12 protein-coding genes are annotated in these 14,545 nt (G+C 60.6%); 3 read left to right on the top strand and 9 right to left on the bottom strand.

Annotated features, from left to right (window positions below; all coding sequences use genetic code 11):
• The first annotated feature begins 124 nt into the window (after window positions 1-124).
• A complete protein-coding gene (locus KUV52_RS00465) occupies window positions 125-601 on the top strand; it encodes a hypothetical protein (RefSeq protein ID WP_222523974.1) in 477 nt (158 codons plus the stop codon).
• Window positions 602-693: 92 nt separating this feature from the next.
• On the opposite strand, the gene KUV52_RS00460 is transcribed toward KUV52_RS00465, so the two are convergent.
• Window positions 694-1,854, bottom strand: coding sequence for a GNAT family N-acetyltransferase (locus tag KUV52_RS00460; RefSeq protein WP_222523973.1), 1,161 nt, complete (start codon window positions 1,852-1,854; stop codon window positions 694-696).
• Entirely contained in the window at window positions 1,851-3,548 is a 1,698-nt protein-coding gene (locus tag KUV52_RS00455) for a DUF885 domain-containing protein (protein WP_222523972.1), read from the bottom strand. The genes KUV52_RS00460 and KUV52_RS00455 overlap by 4 nt, the downstream gene beginning before the upstream one ends.
• Window positions 3,549-3,929: 381 nt before the next feature.
• Here KUV52_RS00455 and KUV52_RS00450 point away from each other — a divergent pair, with 381 nt between their 5' ends.
• The gene (locus KUV52_RS00450; RefSeq protein WP_222523971.1) at window positions 3,930-4,817 is read left to right on the top strand and encodes an aspartoacylase; all 888 of its coding nucleotides are present in this window, start codon (window positions 3,930-3,932) and stop codon (window positions 4,815-4,817) included.
• Between the two features lie 41 nt (window positions 4,818-4,858).
• Here KUV52_RS00450 and KUV52_RS00445 read toward each other — a convergent pair whose 3' ends face one another.
• From KUV52_RS00445 to KUV52_RS00435, 3 genes are all read right to left on the bottom strand, one after another.
• Entirely contained in the window at window positions 4,859-5,587 is a 729-nt protein-coding gene (locus KUV52_RS00445; RefSeq protein WP_261389815.1) for an SGNH/GDSL hydrolase family protein, read from the bottom strand.
• A 122-nt stretch (window positions 5,588-5,709) separates the two neighbouring features.
• Window positions 5,710-7,113 carry a DEAD/DEAH box helicase gene (locus tag KUV52_RS00440; RefSeq protein ID WP_222523969.1) on the bottom strand — a complete coding sequence of 468 codons (1,404 nt, stop codon included), beginning with the start codon at window positions 7,111-7,113 and terminating at the stop codon, window positions 5,710-5,712.
• Window positions 7,114-7,218: 105 nt separating this feature from the next.
• Window positions 7,219-8,124, bottom strand: a complete 906-nt coding sequence (locus KUV52_RS00435; RefSeq protein WP_222523968.1) for a hypothetical protein — start codon at window positions 8,122-8,124, stop codon at window positions 7,219-7,221.
• Between the two features lie 122 nt (window positions 8,125-8,246).
• Between KUV52_RS00435 and KUV52_RS00430 the strand changes: the two genes are divergently transcribed.
• Complete coding sequence (locus tag KUV52_RS00430) at window positions 8,247-8,792, top strand: lipocalin family protein (RefSeq protein ID WP_222523967.1); 546 nt, start codon at window positions 8,247-8,249, stop codon at window positions 8,790-8,792.
• Here KUV52_RS00430 and KUV52_RS00425 read toward each other — a convergent pair.
• The 4 genes from KUV52_RS00425 to KUV52_RS00410 form a co-directional block, all read right to left on the bottom strand.
• Window positions 8,776-9,714, bottom strand: coding sequence for a phospholipase A (locus KUV52_RS00425; RefSeq protein ID WP_222523966.1), 939 nt, complete (start codon window positions 9,712-9,714; stop codon window positions 8,776-8,778). The genes KUV52_RS00430 and KUV52_RS00425 overlap by 17 nt on opposite strands.
• A gap of 63 nt (window positions 9,715-9,777) precedes the next feature.
• Window positions 9,778-11,328 (bottom strand): FGGY-family carbohydrate kinase, encoded by a 1,551-nt coding sequence (locus KUV52_RS00420; RefSeq protein WP_222523965.1) that lies wholly within the window; start codon window positions 11,326-11,328, stop codon window positions 9,778-9,780.
• Window positions 11,321-12,817, bottom strand: a complete 1,497-nt coding sequence (locus KUV52_RS00415; RefSeq protein WP_222523964.1) for a glycerol-3-phosphate dehydrogenase/oxidase — start codon at window positions 12,815-12,817, stop codon at window positions 11,321-11,323. Before KUV52_RS00415 ends, KUV52_RS00420 begins: the two co-directional genes overlap by 8 nt.
• The gene (locus KUV52_RS00410; RefSeq protein ID WP_222523963.1) at window positions 12,805-14,394 is read right to left on the bottom strand and encodes an FAD-binding oxidoreductase; all 1,590 of its coding nucleotides are present in this window, start codon (window positions 14,392-14,394) and stop codon (window positions 12,805-12,807) included. Before KUV52_RS00410 ends, KUV52_RS00415 begins: the two co-directional genes overlap by 13 nt.
• Window positions 14,395-14,545: the final 151 nt, after the last annotated feature.

Here is a 14,545-nt window from a genome sequence, read left to right as displayed (position 1 = left end):
ACAACTAACCAAAAGAAGATAGAACGCTGACTTAAGCCACTTGGATGCTGGGAGTTCATAAAGTGGGTGTCCATTTAAATACACTTCCCCGAATGGTATCAAGATGGTATTTATAGGTATTGACATGATTAAGTTTATGATTTTTATCATTATGTTATTTAGTCCCGCGTTGATTGCTGGGGAATATGTCTACTCTACGCTTCCCGGGCAAGTTGGAGGAAACCTTACCAAACCTGATAAGATAGAGTTTTATAAAAGTTTGCCAGCAATAACACATTGGGATGTTATTTTTAACGCCAAGTTTGAATGCAAAGGGTTTTCTTTCTGTATTGATAGTAATTACCTCATTTTTGCAATTCCAAATGATAAAAAACTTGAGTCCTGGCAGCATGGTGGATATAAGTTTACGCTCCTTGGTCCCACCGAATTCAATTACTTGGGGACGGAGATTAATGGCGTGGTAATTATTTCAGAGATAAATGGAGATAAAAGACATTTTATCTATTCTGAAGAAAACGGTTTGATTTCGTTTAGCAATCACTATTCGGGAGATATTCCTAGTTTGTATTTTGTGACAGAGGCGTTACCAGGGCTCAAGTAGCTTTTTGTTTATAGAGCGTTCACTGCCAGTAGAACCAACCAGCCTACTCCAGCAGACCTGTCGTCGCTCGCCAGCGCCGCTAGTTATCGGCGTCAATTGCTATTCGACCCTTCACTGCGAAAAGGCAGGCCGCTTTTGGCCTGCTCTAATGCCTCGCCGACGGCGCCCCACTCCTCCTGGCAGAAGTGGTGGATGGCATCGGCAAACAGGGTATTTTGAAGGGTGCCGACGCCGTAGCTGTATACCGGTTCAAATCCCCGGGCCAGTTTGTGCTCCCCCTGCACACCCGGGTCGAATCGCTTCAGGCCGTGGCGCAGACAGTATTCAATGCCCTGGTAGTAACACAGCTCGAAGTGCAACCCATCCATTGGCTGTAGAGCGCCCCAGTAGCGGCCATAAAGGGTGTCATCCTGCTTCATATACAGCGCGCAGGCGATGATGTGACCATGCTGTCGCGCCACCATCATCACCAGATGTTCTGAAAAGGCATCGGCTAACCGTTGGAAGAATTCCGGGGTGAGATAGCCGCCATGACCTGAGCGTTTGAGGTAGGTATTGCGGTAGCAGTGAAGAAAGGTGTGCCAGTGGGCGGGGGAGATCTCACCGCCATTGAGGACGTCGATATGGATTCCTGCGTCGACAATGCGCGCTCGCTCTTTGTGAACCATCTTGCGCTTACGGGATTTAAACCGGGCCAGAAAGGCATCGAAGTCGGACTCTCCCCGATGGTGCCATTGGTAGCGAAGATCCCGGCGCCGATACCAGTCCTGCAGTGCCCAGTTCGACAGCGCGTCACCTTCAACAAAGAGTACTTGCGCACCGGAGCCGCCCAGGCCTTCGGCCCGTTGTTGCAGGGCATGGGCAACGGCGGCGTGGAGGGTGGCATGGCACTCTTTGGGCGCGATGCCCAGGCGTGGGCCGCTGACTGCCGTAAACGGGATAGCGCTGACCAGCTTGGGGTAATAGGGCTGGCCGTGTTGTTCAAAGGCCCGGGCCCAACTCCAGTCAAACAGGTATTCGCCGTAGGAGTGCAACTTGATATAGAGGGGCATGGCGGCGATGGCGCGGTCGTCCCGATAGAGCAGCAGATGCTGAGGGATCCAGCCGCTCTCCAATCCAACGCAACCGCTGCGCTCCAGCGCTTCCAGATAGTGATAGCGGGTAAAGAGGTGCGCGCCGAGCAGAGCGTCCCACACCATCGGGTCGATGGTCGTTATGGTGGGAACAAACTCGGCTCGAAGCGCTTCACTCATTCCTGGCTGTCCCGAAGCAGTCCCCGCTGAGCGAAACGGGCCCGAATCATCGCCAGGGGCAGGTTGCCGCTTTCCAGCACTTCCCGGTGAAATGCCCGGTCCCGCTCCAGCTCGCTGCCGCTATGGAGGAAGTCCCGCTTCAGTTGCCACATCAGCACATTCCCCACCAGATAGCACATGGGGTATCCCGCTTCCTGGGAGTACCAGTTCAGTTCCCCCTGAACCCGCGCATCGGTAAAGCCGGTGACCGCTTTCAGCAAGCGTCCTGCGTTTTCAAAAGGATCATCGCTGTCGGGGGTAACCGGGTAGCCGATATCTAGGTAGTGGGGCTGACCAGTCATAAAATAGAGGTCGATGGCCACACGCGCACTGAGGCGACTGATGTCCCGTTTGGCAATAAATCGGGCCTCGTCGGTCAGTTCGCCCATGTACCCCAGGTCCAGCATGTAGTCTTCCAGCATGGTGGTCCAGCCTTCGGCCAGTTCCATCGCCGGGAATACTCGCCGCACCACACTGTTATGGCCTGCCGCTGTGGCCAGTTGCAGATGGTGGCCCGGGATGCCCTCATGGATCATCATCACCGGAATGCCCAACTCCGTATGCTCATCCAGCAGCGCTTCGGAGAGAGTCAGGTAGATCTGACTCACCTTGGTGCCCGGCGTCATCGCTGCGGGTTGCATCATGGCGCCGGCGGGGATCATCGGCGCCATAAATTCCGGAGTGCGCATGATGGTCATCGCCTGATCGTCGGGCAGGGGGAACAGGTCACTGGCGTTGATGAACGCCTGGATCCTCGCTGCCTCCTCCTGATAGCGCTCAATCACCGCTTCCAGTCGTCCGTCCGGCACGGCCACGGCAAACTGGCGGTTCAGGAACTGATGCAGCTCATCCTGGGAGGTTTGCGGCGGCAGGTCGTATTTGGCGACCAATCGCGTTTTGGTCTGCTCCAGGCTGTCGAGGGTATCGGCAACAAATTCCCGGGTGTGCTGGTGAATCGACTCCAGGCTGAGTTCAATCCCGGACAGGGCAACCAGGCGTCGGGCCTGCTCTTCGCCAAGAGCAAAGTCCTCGGCGGTGGGCAGGGCACTCAGTGCCTGAAGGTATTGAGCGATGGCTTGTCGCGCCTTGGCGATGCGCTGTGCCAGCACTTCCCGCTCAGTGAAAGCCACCGATTCCGCCCACTGCTGCAATGAGTCGAACAGGTCAGGCAACGCGTCCAGGGTTTCCTGTTCAATGGCGACCCAACGGGCAATGGGGCGCTCCAACTGCGCCAGGGTGGCATCCAGCAGCGCGGGAACGCCTGCCAGTCGGTTGAGGATGTTGTGCAGGCGCTCGTCGTCGGGGCGCGGGTCGCGGCTCATCAGCAGGAAGATGCCTGCGCTGATCTGCTCTCCGGCACGGGGCAGGCTCTGATCCCGACGCCGCCCCTCTTTGCTCAGAGAGTGCATAAAATGGATCCGCTCGGCGGTCAGCTTCATCAGGGTGCGGTCCTGCGCTTCATCAAAGGGAAGCTCGCCGCAGGCCTGCGCGGCCTGGATTACAGCATCCGCTTTGGCGAGCAGCACTTCCCGGTTGGCCTCTGAGGGATCGGGAAGATGGTCCAGTTGCTGGTTCAGGCCCAGCTCAACACAGGCGTTGGGACAGTGACTGATCAGCGCCAGATAGGCGGAACTCAAACGGTCAAACGGCGTCATTAACGCATCCATATGTGGTGATATCGGGGAGTTTCGATGGTGGCACAGGGCTCGATAGTGAGCAATCGCCACACCAGTTGGATTCACTACGCTGCAGCGCTGATTCACTGAAAGTGGTCGGTTAAAAAATGTACAGCTCGCAAGCCGGGATTCTGAGGGCTTTTCCTTAGTTACCCACAGAGTTAGTCCCAGATTTTGTGGATATTAGGGCCTAAGCGACGGATCAAATAAAAGATTTATCCAGTATAAACGTCGTTTCTGAAGCGATTCTTTAGCATTGGATAGGGCAAAGGCTCGCAACAAAAGAGGGTCTGTCAGGCTGTACAGCCAGTGAATTTGTAGGCACAATTCGTGAAAAAATATGCACATTAAGGAGTGGGTGTGGGAAGCAAGGTGGTGATCGTTGGCGGCACTCATGGCAATGAGTTGTCCGGCATTCAATTGTTGAAACAGTGGCAGGCGGCGCCAGAAGCACTGGCCAGACCGGGCCTGAGTGTCAGTACGCTGTTTGCCAACCCTTCGGCGCATCAGGCCAATCGTCGCTATCTTGAGGTGGACCTGAACCGCCAGTTTGAGCCTGCACTGCTCGGTGATCCCGCCCTGGGCAACTACGAGCAGAGCCGCGCCAAGGTGATCAATCAACAGATTGGCCCCAAGGGCGACAGTCAGACTGACCTTGTTATCGATCTGCACAACACCACCAGCAATATGGGACCGACCCTGATCCTGGTGGACACCACCCCCTGGGACATTCAACTGGCGGCTTTTGTGAAAAGTCGGATGCCGGAAGCGGTGATACTGGTAGAGGACGCCAAGCCACCACAGCAGTGGGGATATCTCTGTACCGTGGGCAAGCGGGGCGTGATGGTGGAGGTGGGACCACAGTCGCAGTCTGTGCTGCGTCACGACATTCTTGAACAGATGGAGACCATGACCAGCCTGATCCTGGATTTCACCAGCCTGGAAGTTCAGGGAGAGTTGCCTGAACTGCCTACCTCCGTTCTGGCTTATCGTTTTCTGGATACCCGTTACCTGCCGATGGATGAGCAGGGCACGCCTTTGGCAATGGTGCACAAAAATCTGGAGCAAAACGATTTTGCGCCCCTGAATCCCGGTGACCCGATGTTCCAGTATTTTGATGGAACGGTGGGGTACTTCGAGGGCGACCGTCCCCTTTACCCCCATTTCATCAACGAGGCCGCTTACTACGACAGCCACGCGGCATTTTCACTGGCAGAGGAAGTGACACTCGACGTGCCCACAGCATAAAACGGCGGCCCCTTACGAGGGGCCGTTGTCGTTCTGGGGTATTAACGGCTTTGGGCCTGTTCGGGTTGAGCCAGTAAGGGGGTGATCTCCCGGCAGGCCAGCTCTGCCCAACGCTGATGGGCCAGCTCACCCGGATGGAAGCGGTCCGGAGCCAGATGACTCAATAGATCACCGCCGGGCTCGGCCAGGTTCAGCAGGGCCAGATCTGGCTGCTGTTCGACCCAGTGGCCCAGATGCCGGTTAAAGCGCACGGCCCGTCGCCCAAGATGGGCCCGCAGCGGCCAGGGCAGGGCAGGGAAAGCGCCCAGCGGCGGCAGCGCCGTGTAGAGGATGCGGTTTGGTGAGAAGCGCTGTCTCAGGGTCTCGGTCAGGCGGGTTAGTTCCTCCAGCCAGCGGGCTTCGCTGATGGGGGAAAGCACATCGTTGACGCCAAGAGAGACCAGCACCACATCGAAGCTTTGATGCTCTATCGCCTGAACCAGATGCAAGGCCTGGGGAGTATTCAGGCCGCTGCGGGCGTGCAGCTGCCACTGGAGCGGGCCGTGGGGTTCAAGCTGATTGGCCAGCCGTCCCGACAACGCCAGGGACTGATGCTCAATGCCGACGCCAGCCGCCGCGGAATCACCCAGTACCAGCAGAGAGATGCCGGGACCACTCCCTCGTTCGCCGCTCCTGGGACCGGGAGCCTCGGGCAGCTTTGGAGTGCGTAATTTAACCCACTTGCCTTGCAGAAACAGGATTGGGGACAGCAGTAGCGTCCAGGGATCCATCACCTTGCCCTCCCAATTGGCTCAAGCACGACCCTGTGCTTTGTGACTGGCGTCACTAGAATGCCAATGGGGGAAAGTGAACACAAGGCGAAAAAAACGCCAGGCTTGGCCTGGCGTTTCTGTCACGATTTATTCGCGTTTTGACCGGTGCCGGAGCGACTCGGGCGACGTCTGCGCTGGGCGGGTTTCCCCTCCGCTGCAGGCTTTTGACCCGCCGGGTTGGCGTTGGTCTTGGGCTTGGGCTTTCCCCGGTTGGCTTGACGACGGGAAGGCGCTTCACCGTTGCGGGGCTTGCTCTCTTCACGACGACGCTGACCATTGCCGGACGGGTTTGAACGGCGGGGCTGAGCCTTAGGCTTCTCCTGACCCCCCGGCTGGGAGGCGGGCAGCGTTTCCTGCGGCTCGAAACCCGGCATGACGATGCGCTCAATCGGTTGCTGGATAAGCTTCTCAATCGCCTTCAGCAGTTTGGCCTCTTCGGCGCTGACCAGAGAGATCGCCTGACCTTCCGCTCCGGCACGACCAGTGCGGCCAATGCGGTGAACGTAATCTTCCGCCACCTGGGGCAGGTCGAAGTTCACCACCTGCGGCAGCTGATGAATGTCCAGACCGCGGGCGGCGATGTCGGTAGCGACCAGCGCCTGAACGGTGCCGTCCTTAAAGCCCGCGAGCGCTTTGGTGCGCGCACCCTGACTCTTGTTGCCGTGAATGGCAGCGGCTTCGATGCCGTCCCGTTCCAGCTTCTGAGCCAGACGGTTGGCGCCATGCTTGGTGCGGGTAAACACCAGCACCTGATGCCAGTTATTGTCCCGGATTAGCTTTGACAGCAGTGCCGGCTTGCGGTTCTTGTCCACCGGGTGCAGACGCTGGGAAACGGTGCGGGCGGTGCTGTTACGGGGGCTCACATCCACTTCAACCGGGTTGTTGAGCAGGCCACGGGCCAGATCACGGATCTCACCGGAGAAGGTGGCGGAGAACAGCAGGTTCTGACGGCGCTTAGGCAGCAGCGCCAGGATCTTTCGGATATCGCGGATAAAGCCCATATCGAGCATGCGGTCTGCTTCGTCGAGCACCAGCAGTTCCAGATCCTCAAACCGCACGGCATTCTGGCTGTACAGGTCGAGCAGTCGACCCGGGGTGGCCACCAGCACATCGGCGCCGCGACGCAATGCCTGCATCTGCGGGTTGATACTGACGCCACCAAAGACCACGACGGAGCGCAGCGGCAGGTTCTGTCCGTAAGCTTTGACCGACTCGGCCACCTGGGCCGCCAGTTCGCGGGTAGGAGTCAACACCAGGGCGCGCACCCGGTTGCTGCGGGCTCGCGGACCCCGGGTGAGGTTCTGCAGCATCGGCAGGGTAAAGCCGGCGGTTTTACCGGTACCGGTTTGTGCGGCGGCCATAACGTCCTTGCCTTCCAGAATGGCGGGGATCGCCTTGTCCTGGATCGGGGAAGGGGTGCTGTAACCTTTGTCAGCGACGGCGCGGGCCAGTTCTGGGGAGAGCCCCAGGGAAGCAAACGGCATAGATCTCGACTCGATAGGGGAATGTCCGGCATTCGCTTGCGGGCGAATGAACGGGCGAAAGGCGCGTAGCATAGCGGAAAATCGGGTTCGGAACAGTGGAAAATGTCACGGGGTGGCCCCTGAGCCCGTAAACAACGCTTGGCGAGCCGCCACCGCGGAGGGGGCGGGATCCAGTGTCAGCCGCCTTCCCTGTCGGCTCAGGCCCAACCGCTGATAGGGCCCGGAAAGGTCAGGAAACGACCGGCTGTCAATCACCTGGCGGTAGTGCTGGTCAAACTGCTGGCCTCCGGCAAGGTGGTCGAAGGTGCGGATCAGGCTGCTGGCGCTCCAGCGCCGATAGGATTGGCGGCAACACTCAATAAATCGGGCCAGCACCGTATCCAGGCTGATACCCAGTTCCTGCCGCAGGGCGGTGTCCACGGAGAAGAAGTACGCGGCGCCGCTCCAGTACACCCGCATGTAGCTGCCGGTGCGCCACATCCTGGGGCTCAGTTCACGGAGGGTCTGCCGCCGTCGTGCCGCATCCCGTTCGCCCCGTTGGAAGCCGGCGTCCAGCTCTTTGAGCGCCTGCTCCGGGGTGACAATGCCAGCCCGGCCACGGAGCAGGTTCTGGTAGTAGCTGGCGAGCCCCTCACTGAACCAGATGTCGTCATCGCCGGGGTAGGGGATCAGCAGATGGCTGAATTCGTGCAGGGCGGTCCAGTCCTGCCGATAGCTTTCCGGTGGGTAGGTGGGGTCGACGTAGAAGTGGATCCCCTCCGGCTGGCGCCGTACCACCCGGGCCCAGGGCACAGGACCGTATCCACGCCGGGTTGGAGTGATGGTGATGCGGGCCCGCTCTAATGGGAATTCACCACTGACCAGCGCCAACGTCTGTGCACTCTCCTCCAGCCAGTGCTGCAGTTTGGCTTGCTGCTCCGGCGTCAGATCACCACGAAACTCAAACTCCAGTGGGCCAGCCTGAGTCGGTATGGCGAACAGCAGCAGCGAGACCAGCGGGCACCACTTCATGGCGAGACTCCCCGATATCGTGTAATGCTCATACTGTCTGAACGGCGCGTTGCGGTTGCACGATCATGATCTCATCCCGTCCCCGTCCCGTTTAAACGGGGCAACAGTCTGGAGGCGAAGGTATGAGTGTGGCGCGTTTTGGGATTAAGACAGGATTGGTGTTGTTACTGGGTGTGTGGCTGGCTGCCTGCAGCGGGACGCCGCACGGTGGTCAGGCGGTCTCCCCCTTTGATCTGGATCGCTATCTGGGTACCTGGCATGAGTTGGCACGTTTGCCCAACCGGTTTGAGAAAGATCTGGTTAATGTCACCGCCCAGTATTCATTGAAGGAAGATGGGTCGGTGCGGGTGCTGAACCGGGGCTTTAATACCCGAACCCGTGACTGGGAGGAAGCGGAAGGCAAAGCCTACCGGGTTGATCCGGATGCGGCGCGACTTAAGGTGTCGTTCTTCGGCCCCTTCTATGCCGAATACAACGTGTTGTGGCTCAGCCAGGAGTACGATCTGGCCCTGGTGGCCAGTCGGGACCACGACTACCTCTGGCTGCTGGCGCGCGCCCCCCGACTGCCGGAAAGCGCTCTGGAAGAACCGCTGGCGCTGGCGGACCAACTCGGATTTGCCCTGTCGGAACTCGAATGGGTGATGCCGCCCACTACAGCCAGGGAGTGAACTCAAAGCCGAGACTGACCCGCTCGGTTTTGACGTTGTAGTCGATCAGGCTCTCCCCATAGCCGTAATACACCTGCACGTAGCCCCGCAGCTTGGCCATCAGCGGGAAACTCCATCCCGCTTCCACCGCCCCTTTACCGGTACTGGCGTTGCCTCTCAACCTGAGGCTGAGATTGCGCTGCTCCCGTTTGTGCAGGATGAACAGCTCACCGTGGCCCAGGTAATCGGTGAGGTCGGGGTTGTCATCGCCTCGCGGGTCATCGGGAAACGCTTTGGGGTCCTCTTCGAGCCGGTGCCAGAGGTGACCGCCAATGGCCCAACTGCCTTTGCTGACCGTCATGCCCCCAATCAGTCGGTTCCAACTGCGGGACTGAGTGCCGGACTGGCCATTTGACTGGTGGTTAAAGGCGAAGCTCAGGGAGTCCACCTGCCAATCCCCCCATTGCCAGCCGGGCCGATGAAAGTAGATCAGCTCGGGCATATGGTTGGTTTCCCGAAAGGGGGCCGAGGCGTCTTTGTTGTAGGCCTGCCACCAGCTCTGGTTGGTGTAGGCCATAAACACCTGGCCTTTGCCGTCGAACCAACGGGGGGTGACCGGCACCTTAACGCTGAGCTGAAACTTCACCTCAAGGTTGTCCATGCTTTCAGGCTTGTATTGCCATTCGGCTTCGTTGGGGCGGTTGTTGTAACTGACGGGCAGGATGTAGTTGTTGTAGTGGGCGTTGAGAACAAAGCGCTCTTCGCTGGCCACCCCTTCGGCCATCACACGCTCCTCAACCGAGGTTCTGGGGCGTTCCATCTCCAGTTGGCAGATGGCGCGGACCTCATCCAGTGTCCGGTCCCCCGCGCCGTGCTCTAGCTGCTCCTGAATGCAGGGATTGCTGGCGGTGAGGGCCAGCAGTAACCAACTGGTATTGCTCATGAAAGGGTGTCCATTGCCGAGGGTCTGGCTACTTTGCCAGCCCCCGGTAATGGAGTAAAGGCGTCAGGATCTGGGGTATCCCGTGATGGTTCGTATCGCTTTATACAGCGGAGCCAACTGAGGATAGAGCTTCAGATAAACCTCGTGATAGAGCGCGTGGTAAAGCCTGTGGTGTTCCGGGTTGGGCTCAAATCGTTTTCCCGGGTGCACCATGGCACTCTGAGCCGCGGCAAAATCCTGGTGCCAGCCCAATCCGACCGCCGCACAGATGGCGGCGCCGAGGCCGGAGGTTTCTACCGTGTGGGTGCGTTCTGCGGGCAGGCCGAACAGGTCGGCGGTCAGTTGCATGGCGGCATCGGACTGAGCGCCTCCTCCGGAGATGCGAAGGCGCTCGGTTCGCGCCCCGGTGGCGCGCTGGATCTGGTCCAGCCCCTCTTTCAGACCAAACGCCAGCCCTTCGAGAATCGCCCGGTAGAAGTGGGCTCGGGTGTGAACGTCGCCAAAGCCAATCACCGCGCCTTTGGCTTCCGGGCTGGTGATGTCGGCGCCCCAGTAGGGTTGCAGCACCAGCCCCATCGACCCCGGCGGCACGGAGTTGACCAACTCATCAAACAGCGCTTCCACCGGTTCGCCGCTGCTGCGGGCCAACAGCGTTTCCATATAGCCAAACTGCTCCTTGAACCAGGACACCATCCAGAAGCCGCGGAACAGCATCTTCTCATTAAGGAAAAGGCCCGGTTCGCAGGCGGGGTAGGCGGGCATCAGCTTGATCACCTCTTTGTAGCGCCTGGACGCCAGATTGACCGTGGCGGTGGTGCCAAAGCTGAGGCTGGCCACGCCGGGTTGATGGCCACCGCTGCCAAGCACTTCACAGGTTTTGTCTCCGCCTGCTGCGAACAGGGGCAGCCCGGAGGGCAGACCCAGCGCGTCTGCGGCGGTTTGGGTCAACTGTCCAAGCGCTTCACCCGGTTCCCGCAAACTGGCCATCTGCTCAGGGCGCACCCCCAGTGCCGCCCAGCGCCAGTTACGCCGGTGATGCCAACGGTGGCGGCGGTAGTCAAAGGGCAGGTAACCCACCTGGGCCGCGGCGCTGTCCGCCAGTTCGCCGGTAAGGCGGTGGGTCAGGTAGGCGGATAAGGAGACCAGCTTGTGGCAGTGCTGCCAGCGCTGCGGATGGTACTGAGCCAGCCGGTTGGCGGGGGCCCGCTGACGCACCTTCTCAACCAGAGGGCCGATTTTGGGCAGGGACAGCAGGGTGCGCCAGGGCTGAGGCAGTGGTGACAACTCGGTGGCCCGGCGTTGATCCAGCCACAGGATGGCAGGCCCCAGTGGGGCTAACTGCTCGTCCAGCGCCACCACGGAGGTGCGCTGACAGGTAAGGCTGAGTCCGGCGACCTGAGCCGGGTCCGCCCCCTGTTGCCACAGCTCATGACAGCAGTGGACCAGCGCCTCCCAGTAGCGCTGCACATCCTGCTCTGCCGCACCGGGCTCGGGGCTCTGATAAGCCGGGTCAAACGCGAACTGGCTTTTGAAAAGCAGTTGCCCGTTGCGGTCAAACAGCAGGGCCCGGAGACTCTGGGTGCCGTTGTCGATGGCCAGGATCTGATCAGCCATCGTTTGGCTCCTGATGGTATTGGATGAACTGCTGCCAGTAGGCTTGCCACTCCCGCTGCCAACGGGATTCGTCCCAGGGCAGGGCGGTCTGGCACAGCCGCTGGATCTCCGCCTGATAGGACCGGAGTCCGGTGCCCAGCACCCAGCCCAGCCGGGTTCGGCGCAGCAGCAGATCGGAAAGTTGATGGATGGCGCCGTGACGGGCCCAGTGCACCAGTTCATGACGGGGCACCAGACTGTCGCCAAGAGTGGAGCCATCCAGGCAGGTGCGTCGGGTCAGTATCCGGTCCGGCTGGGGCTGGGGTTCAGGCAGATGCCCCTGTTCCTCGGCGCAGGCCAGCACCTCCTCCGCCATCTCTACAAAGGTGGTGAGCTTGCCGCCGGTGACATTGACCAATCCCGGCGACTCCCACACCAGATGCTCCCGGCTGGCGCTGGAGGGCGCGGCTTGTTTGCCGTCGGAGCGGGCCGGGCTGACGATGGGCCGCAATCCGGACCAGCTGCTGATGATGGGGGGCGGCTGAGTGACGCCCAGCAGGGGCAGCAACTCCAGCAGGTAATCCCGCTCTTCTGCGCTGCAGCGGGCCGGAGCCGACTTGTCCGCCAGATGGTCCAGATCGGTGGTGCCGAGAACGGTAGTCCCGGCCCAGGGGTAACAGAACACCACCCGCTTATCTCGGGGGTGGAACACCGTCAGCGAGGCGGGAAGGGGGAGATCGCGCTGGTCAAACACCAGATGAGAGCCTCGCAGCGGACGTATGGTCAGTCCTTCCGGTAACTCGGTGAGATCGTCTGCCCAGACGCCAGTGGCGTTGACCACCATGCTGGCGGCCAGTTGGCAGGGGGTGCCGTTCAGGTCGATGGTGACGCCGGTGACACGGTCCCCTTTACGTCTCAGTGCCGTGACCTCGGTGTAGTGGCACAGATCAGCCCCCTGGGCCACCGCTTCCTCCAGAGTGCGAAGCACCAGATGGCTGTCGTCGCACACCGCATCAAAGTAGTGGTTGGCGCCCAGATTGGGGGCCAGGTTAAACGCCGGCAGTCGGGTAGCCAGTTGCTCCGGGGTTAACCAGCGCGGACGGTGACAGCGGGCAGCACCGGAGATCAGGTAGTAGATCCAAAGCACCAGCCGCATCGGCCAGGGGCCGGGCCCCCGCCCTTTGTGGTGCATCAGGTAGTAGGGCAGCGGGGTGATGATGTCCGGCCAGCGTTGACGCAGGCGCTCGCGGGCTCGGGCGGCTTGCCGGGTCAGACGGAAGTGGCCCTGGCCCAGATAACGCAGGCCACCGTGCACCATTTTGGAACTGAAGTTGGAGGTGCCCCCGGCCAGATCGCCACGCTCCAGCAGCAGGGTACGGTACCCCCGCTGCGCTGCCGCTCGGGCGATGCCGGCGCCGGTGATGCCCGCACCGATGATGATCAGGTCCCAGCGGGCACCATCACTCAGTTGAGTCCGGGTCTGACATACGGCGTCAGTCAGGCTTCGCATTCCCCCTCCTCCAGCAATGCGCCGGGATTGAGCTGAGCACGGGGATCAAAATGGGTCAGCAGATTACGCAGCGCCGCCTGGGCCACCGGACCCTTTTCGGTGTCCAGGTAGGGGGCGTGATCCCGTCCCACCCCATGCTGGTGGCTGATGGTGCCACCGTGCTCCACGATGATGGCGGAGGCGGCGTGTTTGAGGCGACGCCAGCGTAGTAGGCTGTGCTCAAAGTTGTCGCCGTTTGGGAACAGGTAGGTGGTGTAGAGGCTGGCGCCCTGTCGGTAGACATGGCTGATGTGGGTGAAGACCAGCACCGGCTGATCTTCGCTGGCCAGCGCATTGTTCAGGCTCTGCTCAATGGCCCGGCGCAGGGTCTCGATGTTGCTCCAGTCCGTCGCGGTTTCCAGGGTGTCGACGCAATACCCCGCCTGCCACAGGGCCTCCCGCAGGTAGGGGGCGTGAAAGCGTTTGCGGTGCCAATGCTGCCCCAGAGTCTGACTGTGCATGACGGCGCCGTATTGGTTGAGGTGGCGGCGGATGGCACGAAACTGCGCGCCCCCCTCCCATACCAGCATGGCGGGTTCGTTGGCATCTCTGAGAGCCAGATAGCGGTCGAGCCAGCGCTTTTTGTCCGGTGAAAGTGCCAGGGCCAGCTGGGTTCGGGTCTCTTCGGGGTGGCTCAGGCGCAGCATGCCCGCAGGCAGGCCGGATTGGATCAGGGTGCGCAGGCCTTTCAGCGCATCGTCATAGTTTCGGAAAACCGACGTGCAGAACCGCTCCGTTTCCGGCAAAGGACGGATCCGCACCGTCACCTGGGACAACACCCCAAGCCGTCCCTCGCTGCCCAGAATGGTTTCCCGCCAATCAGGCCCGGCTGCGGAAGCGGGTACGGTGGGCAGCACCCAGCGCTCGGTCAGGGTATGCAGCACGCCACCGGCAAACAGTTGCTCAATTCGACCGTAAGTGAGGGATTGCTGGCCACTGGAGCGGCTTGCCACCCAGCCGCCCAGAGTCGACAGTTCAAACGATTGGGGAAAGTGACCCAGGGTGAACCCCTGCGCATTCAGTGCGGCTTCCAGATCGGGCCCTGCAATCCCGGCGCCAAAGGTGGCCAACTGGCTGATGGGGTCCAGATGAAGCAGACGGTTCATCCTCGCCAGGGAGAGAGTGACCACCGGCCGTTCGCTTTGCGGCACATTGATGTGACCCGCCACGCTGGTGCCGCCGCCATAGGGGATCACCACTAGGTTGTCGCGATGGGCCTGATCCAGCAACGCCCGCAACTCGTCGTCGTTGCTCGGTTGCGCGATCGCATCCGGATAATGCCCCAGTTGACCGGATTTGAGTGCCAGCCAGTCCGGCAGGCTCTGGCCACGGCTGTGGCGCAATCGCAGCTCCGGGTCCAGGGACCAGTGAGAAGACTCGGGAAGGCGGGATGGCGGCACCTGAGTCAGTGCCTGCGCCAGGCTGGCCTCGCCAAGCGGTTTCCCGGGGCCAAGGCGCTCCTCCAGCATTGCCGCCGCGGTTTCCGGCAGCGTGGGGGCCACATCCGGTCGGCCCCAGCCGTTCCATCGTCTTTCCATCTCTTTGTCCCTACATCGTTTTTCCTAAAGATAGAGGGTAACGCTAGGGAGCGGGAAGTGCAGCGGCAGATGGGGACACGGCGGGTGGATTATTCAGACATCTGTGGGTGAGGAAATTGGGGTAGGGTCTTGGAGTGTCAGGCCAGAGCCG

The organism is Ferrimonas balearica, from assembly GCF_019802055.1.
In the GTDB taxonomy this organism is placed as follows: Bacteria; Pseudomonadota; Gammaproteobacteria; order Enterobacterales; family Shewanellaceae; genus Ferrimonas; species Ferrimonas balearica_A.
Note: the sequence above shows the minus strand (reverse complement) of the source record. Positions and strands in the feature narration are given on the sequence as shown.

Excerpts from the sequence above, each read along its gene's own strand:
- KUV52_RS00410 (WP_222523963.1), bottom strand. The coding sequence starts at position 14,394 with ATGGAAAGACGATGGAACGGCTGGGGCCGACCGGATGTGGCCCCCACG.
- KUV52_RS00435 (WP_222523968.1), bottom strand. The coding sequence starts at position 8,124 with ATGAAGTGGTGCCCGCTGGTCTCGCTGCTGCTGTTCGCCATACCGACT.
- KUV52_RS00425 (WP_222523966.1), bottom strand. The coding sequence starts at position 9,714 with ATGAGCAATACCAGTTGGTTACTGCTGGCCCTCACCGCCAGCAATCCC.
- KUV52_RS00455 (WP_222523972.1), bottom strand. The coding sequence starts at position 3,548 with ATGACGCCGTTTGACCGTTTGAGTTCCGCCTATCTGGCGCTGATCAGT.
- KUV52_RS00465 (WP_222523974.1), top strand. The coding sequence starts at position 125 with ATGATTAAGTTTATGATTTTTATCATTATGTTATTTAGTCCCGCGTTG.
- KUV52_RS00430 (WP_222523967.1), top strand. The coding sequence starts at position 8,247 with ATGAGTGTGGCGCGTTTTGGGATTAAGACAGGATTGGTGTTGTTACTG.
- KUV52_RS00440 (WP_222523969.1), bottom strand. The coding sequence starts at position 7,113 with ATGCCGTTTGCTTCCCTGGGGCTCTCCCCAGAACTGGCCCGCGCCGTC.
- KUV52_RS00460 (WP_222523973.1), bottom strand. The coding sequence starts at position 1,854 with ATGAGTGAAGCGCTTCGAGCCGAGTTTGTTCCCACCATAACGACCATC.
- KUV52_RS00415 (WP_222523964.1), bottom strand. The coding sequence starts at position 12,817 with ATGCGAAGCCTGACTGACGCCGTATGTCAGACCCGGACTCAACTGAGT.
- KUV52_RS00445 (WP_261389815.1), bottom strand. The coding sequence starts at position 5,587 with ATGGATCCCTGGACGCTACTGCTGTCCCCAATCCTGTTTCTGCAAGGC.
- KUV52_RS00420 (WP_222523965.1), bottom strand. The coding sequence starts at position 11,328 with ATGGCTGATCAGATCCTGGCCATCGACAACGGCACCCAGAGTCTCCGG.